The organism is Streptomyces sp. ATLC9, assembly GCF_057196705.1.
The window spans coordinates 1-1513 of the sequence record NZ_JBXUOY010000496.1 but is presented as its reverse complement, the minus strand read 5'-3'; the positions used below and the strand labels follow the sequence as shown (position 1 = coordinate 1513).

The 1513-nt window shown below is 75.8% G+C and carries 1 protein-coding gene and 1 pseudogene; both read left to right on the top strand.

Annotated features, from left to right (window positions below; translation table 11 throughout):
- Window positions 1-342 precede the first annotated feature (342 nt).
- Complete coding sequence (locus tag AC2CJA_RS26625; RefSeq protein WP_484605206.1) at window positions 343-1143, top strand: hypothetical protein; 801 nt, start codon at window positions 343-345, stop codon at window positions 1141-1143.
- Window positions 1144-1295: 152 nt separating this feature from the next.
- Window positions 1296-1513: pseudogene (locus tag AC2CJA_RS26620) on the top strand (hypothetical protein); the annotation flags it as partial.

Genomic DNA, 1513 nt, shown 5'->3' with positions numbered 1-1513 from the left:
GGGCGGAGCGGCGACGGAGGCGGCCCGGGGGCCGAGGCACATGTGCGGCACCTCTCCACGCTAGGCCCGTGTGGGCGCGCGACCGGCGCAAACGCGCCGGTGCGGGACGCCGGCCCCACCCGGTCGGCGGACCGCGCACGGGGCCGCGTGCGGCTGCTCGCGGCCGTCGCCTCCCCCGCGCGTCCCGGCCCTTCGGGGGGAAGCGGAACGAACCGGCGCGCGTCGCACACCGCGCATCCGCCCGTGCGACCTGCGCTCCCCCCCGGCGCGTTACCACGGCACTCGGTCCCCCGTTGTGCATGTGAACCAGAACCGAACGCCAGGAGTTTCCCCGTGTCCCCCATGCTCGATGTCAGCGACGACGTCCGCGCCGAGATCGGCGAGGAGGAAGCCGCCCGGCTGATCGCCGGTGACAGCGCCCCCGGCAGCTACGACTGCACCTCCTGCCGCGCCCCCGGCGACCCCGAGCAGGAGCGCACCAGCACCGTGCTCTTCCTCGGCGAGGAGACGGCCGTGCTCGCCTTCGCCCACGCGACCTGCATCCCGTCCCAGGTCGTCCCGGTCTCCGAGGAGCAGCTCAAGGACGCCGTGCGCACCATCACCGGCGGGCAGGACGGCGGCGCTCCCGCACCGGGCGGCGCTCCCCCCGCCGGCCCCGCCTCCGCCCCGCGTCAGGCCGTACTGGGCGTGACCTGCGGCCAGGTGCTCATCGACGACCAGCTCCATCCCGCTCTCGTCGTCGAACCCACCGCGCCCGTCACCCGCCCCGGATCCGACGGCCCCGGCGACGACTTCCTGCCGCTCCTCATCGAGCAGGGCTTCATGCCGGTGAACGACGTGGCACGGGCCCCCGTGCCGGTCGGCGGCTGGTCCGTCCTGCTGGCCATGGGCCGGCTCCACGCCATCCTCCAGCCGGGTCCCGCCGGCGGGCGGCCCGCCTCCTGGTGGCAGGCGCACCAGCCGCTGCCCGTCACGGACGACTGGCGTACCGCCGCCAACCGGAGCCGGACGGTCCACGTCTACGCCGCACCGGTCGGCACCATCGGCCAGCAACCGCGTGAGGACCTGCTGCGCGAGGCGCTGGAGAAGGCCGCCGCGGGCGGCCTCCTGGTGGCCGCGGCCATGCCGCTGGCGGGAACCTGAGGGTCCGCGGCCCCGCCGCTTCCCCCTGCCGCCGGGGTTTCCCCCTCCCGGCCCCGCATCCGCCGGGCGGTGTGGTCGTTGGCACTGACGTGCAGCCTTACGAACCTTCCCGCCCCCACAACGCGCACCTCAACCGCGGCCAGATCCCGGGAATGCGCGCCCCCCACGAGCCCATGCCGGGCCACTTCCCGGCCACTCCGATCTACGACGCGCTGTACGCCGAGTACCGGCGTCTGTTCCGGGCCCTGCCCGGGGACCGCAGCGGCGAGGAGGAAGCCGCCCGGCTGATCGCCGGTGACAGCGCCCCCGGCAGCTACGACTGCACCTCCTGCCGCGCCCCCGGCGACCCCGAGCAGGAGCGCACCAGCAC